Source organism: Palleronia sp. (assembly GCF_042089775.1).
Lineage (GTDB): Bacteria > Pseudomonadota > Alphaproteobacteria > Rhodobacterales > Rhodobacteraceae > Palleronia.
In genome coordinates this window covers 1-3,269 of sequence record NZ_JBELKF010000205.1, presented here as the reverse complement: position 1 = coordinate 3,269, position 3,269 = coordinate 1, and the positions used below count along the sequence as shown (strand labels likewise).

2 protein-coding genes and 1 pseudogene are annotated in these 3,269 nt (G+C 66.2%); 2 read left to right on the top strand and 1 reads right to left on the bottom strand.

Going from position 1 to position 3,269, the window contains the following annotated elements:
• Positions 1–550 (bottom strand): annotated as a pseudogene (locus tag ACFDS3_RS19980) (IS3 family transposase); the annotation flags it as partial.
• A gap of 228 nt (positions 551–778) precedes the next feature.
• Here ACFDS3_RS19980 and istA point away from each other — a divergent pair.
• Positions 779–2,245 carry an IS21 family transposase gene (gene istA, locus ACFDS3_RS19975; protein WP_375264084.1) on the top strand — a complete coding sequence of 489 codons (1,467 nt, stop codon included), beginning with the start codon at positions 779–781 and terminating at the stop codon, positions 2,243–2,245.
• Entirely contained in the window at positions 2,242–3,096 is an 855-nt protein-coding gene (gene istB, locus ACFDS3_RS19970) for an IS21-like element helper ATPase IstB (protein ID WP_375264083.1), read from the top strand. The genes istA and istB overlap by 4 nt, the downstream gene beginning before the upstream one ends.
• Positions 3,097–3,269 lie beyond the last annotated feature (173 nt).

Sequence of the window (3,269 nt, the reverse complement as noted above, 5' to 3'; positions counted from 1 at the left end):
AGTCCGCGGGAGTCTGATAACCGAGCGCCGAATGGGGCCGGGTTGCGTTGTAGTCGGCCACCCAGCGGGCGACGACCTCGCGGGCGTGGTCAAGGCCGAAGAACAGCGTCTCGTTCAAGAGCTCGTCGCGCATCTTCGAATTGAAGGCCTCGCAGATCCCGTTCTGCATCGGCTTGCCCGGCGCGATGAAGTGCCAGGGCACATCGGTTTCTTCGCTCCAGGCCAGCATCGCGTTCGAGGTGAACTCGGTCCCATGGTCGCTGACGATCAGGCCGGGCTTGCCGCGCCGGGCGATGAGGGCTGTCAGCTCCCGCGCAACGCGCCGGCCCGAGATCGAGGTGTCGACCACGGCGGCGAGGCATTCCTTGGTGACGTCGTCGATCACGTTGAAGATCCGGAAGCGGCGCCCTTGGGCGAACTGGTCGTGGACGAAATCGACCGACCAGCGCGCGTTCGGCGCGGCGACCGTCAGGAGCGGCGCCCGCGTGCCCGTCGCCTTCTTCCGTCCCCGCCGCTTGCGCACGGACAGCCCTTCCTCGCGGTAGAGCCGCTGGGTGATGAGCGACAACCAAGTTGGCCGCGAACGTCAGCCAAGTTGGCCGGTGGCCCCAGGCGGAGGGAGGGCGTAGCCCGACCGTAGACTGGGGCCACCGGCTTCGCTCTCTTCTGGGGGGTGGGTGCTGGCCGCTGCGGGCCGGTAGGGTCGAGATCTCTGCAACCAAACGGAGATACGACCGTGCCGGGCAAACCCGTCACCGACCAGCAAGTGAGATTATACATGACCGACCGTCTCCAGCACAGCCAGCGTGTCGCTGCCGCCCGCGCGGGGTTCAGCGAACGCACCGCCCGCAGGATCGAGGCTGATCCGCGCCTTCCCTCCCAACGCAAGCCCTCCCGGGGCCGCACCGTGCCCGATCCGCTTGCTGCAGTATGGGAACCGGTGCTGCTGCCGATCCTCGAGCGTGATCCTGCAGTTCAGGCCGTCACCTTGATGCGGCACCTCCAGTTGACGCGTCCCGAAGCCTTCCCGGACGACCGCGTGCGCCGGACGCTTGAGCGCCGGGTGCGCGACTGGCGGGCTTTGCACGGGCCAGAGCGCGACGTGATCTTCCGTCAGACACCCGAGCCGGGGCGCATGGCGCTGTCCGATTTCACCGACGCCAGCACCTTGGGTGTGACGATCGGCGGGCAGCCTCTCGAACACCGCCTTTATCATTTTGTCCTGGCCTACAGCAGTTGGGAACATGTCGCCGTGGTTCTGGGCGGCGAGAGCTTCACCGCGCTGGCCGAGAACCTGCAGAATGCCCTCTGGACGCTCGGCGGGGTGCCGCATGAACATCGCACCGACAGCCTCTCGGCGGCATACCGCAACCTTGACGCCGCAGCCGCGGAGGATGTCACCAAGCGGTATGAGGCCTTCTGTGCCCATTACGGCATGCTCGCCAGCCGCAACAATCGTGGCGAGGCGCATGAGAACGGGTCGGTCGAGGCGCACAACAACCACCTCAAGGTGGCGCTCGACCAGGCCTTGATCCTGCGTGGCTCCCGGGACTTTGCCGATCTCGCCGACTGGCGGCGCTTCGTGGATGAGCTCGTTGCTCGCCGGAACCGGCGGCGGGAGGCTGCCCTGCGCATCGAGATGGCGGCGCTCAAGAAGTTGCCTGCCCGTCGCACGACCGACTTCACCGAGGTGGTTGCGCGCGTGACGAAGACCGGGGGCTTCCTGGTTCACCAGGTCTTCTACTCCGCGCCCTCGCAACTGATCGGCCAGCGGCTGCGGGTTCATGTCTATGATGACCGGATCGAGGCTTTCCTCGGCGCTACCCATGTCGTCACCCACCCGCGGCGCCGCGGTCGTGAGGACGGCCTGCGCGTCCATTGCGTCAACTATCGCCATGTCATCCACGCCCTGCGTCGCAAGCCCCAGGCACTGGCAGGCTCGGTCTATCGTGATAGCCTGTTCCCGCGCTCGGAATACGCCGAGGCCTGGACCGCACTCTCGGCCGCCTTGCCACGCCGCGACGCCTGCCGAAGGATGGTCGATCTGCTCTGCCTCGCCCATGACGAGGGCTGCGAGGCCGAACTGGCATTCCTGATCGCCGACAGCCTCCGTCAGGGCGAACTGCCCGAGGCCCGCAGGTTGAAGGAGCGGTTGGAGCCGCCGCAGCGGGCCCTCCCGGACGACACGCCCGTCGCGCTGACAGAGCTGGCTAGCTTCGACGCGCTGCTGGAGGGTCGCGCATGACCGCCCCCGCCGCACCGCGCCCCGTCGATGTCCACGCGCTGCCCACCATGCTCACCGCGCTGCGTCTGCCAAGCTTCCAGCGCCATTGGCAGGCACTCGCGGACCGCGCCGATACCGAGGGGTGGCCCGCCTCCCGCTTCCTCGCGGCCTTGGCCGAACTGGAACTGGCCGAACGGGATGCCAGGCGCATCCATCGCCACCTCCAGCAGTCCCAATTGCCCGGAGGCAAAACCCTTGGCACCCTCGACTTCAAGGCCCTGCCCGGGGTGACCAAGGCCCGGATCGAGGCACTGACCGCAGGGGATTGGATCGAGACCGGCGCAAACCTCATCGCCATCGGCAACTCGGGCGCAGGCAAAACCCATGTCTTGTGCGCCATCGGGCATGCCCTTGTCGAAGCCGGCAGGCGCGTTCTCTACACCAGCACGACCGACATGGTGCAGAAGCTCCAGGCCGCCCGCCGCGACCTCGCCCTCGAGGCCGCTCTCGCCAAGCTCGACAAGTTCGATCTCATCATCCTCGATGACATTACCTATGCCCAGAAGGATCAGGCCGAGAGCTCCGTGCTCTTCGAACTGATCGCCCGGCGCTACGAGACCAGAAGTCTCGCCATCGCGGCCAACCAACCCTTCAGCGCATGGGACAAGATCTTCCCGGACCAGGCTGTCTCCGTCGCTGCGATCGACCGCCTCGTTCACCACGCCACCATCCTCGAGATGAACGGCGACAGCTACCGAAGGAGGGCCGCAGCCGGGCGACAATCAGCCAAGCTTGACGCCGGAGCGACAACCTCCAGCGACAACCTCGAAGCCAACACCAGCGACAACATCAGGGAGGACACAACCACCTAACCATTCCGATCGCAGCGGTCAGAACCGGCCAACTTGGTTGTCGGAACAGGACAAGGAGGTTGACGCTCTACACCCTTTTGCGCGCGCGTGCGCAGTTGCGCGCCGAGTTGGCTGAATTGGATGCGACAATCGCGGATCTGGCAAAACAAGATGACGTTTGCCGTCTGATGATG

Bases quoted from the DNA above. Each gene is read 5' to 3' on its own strand.
- istA (WP_375264084.1), top strand. From the start codon at position 779: ATGACCGACCGTCTCCAGCACAGCCAGCGTGTCGCTGCCGCCCGCGCG.
- istB (WP_375264083.1), top strand. From the start codon at position 2,242: ATGACCGCCCCCGCCGCACCGCGCCCCGTCGATGTCCACGCGCTGCCC.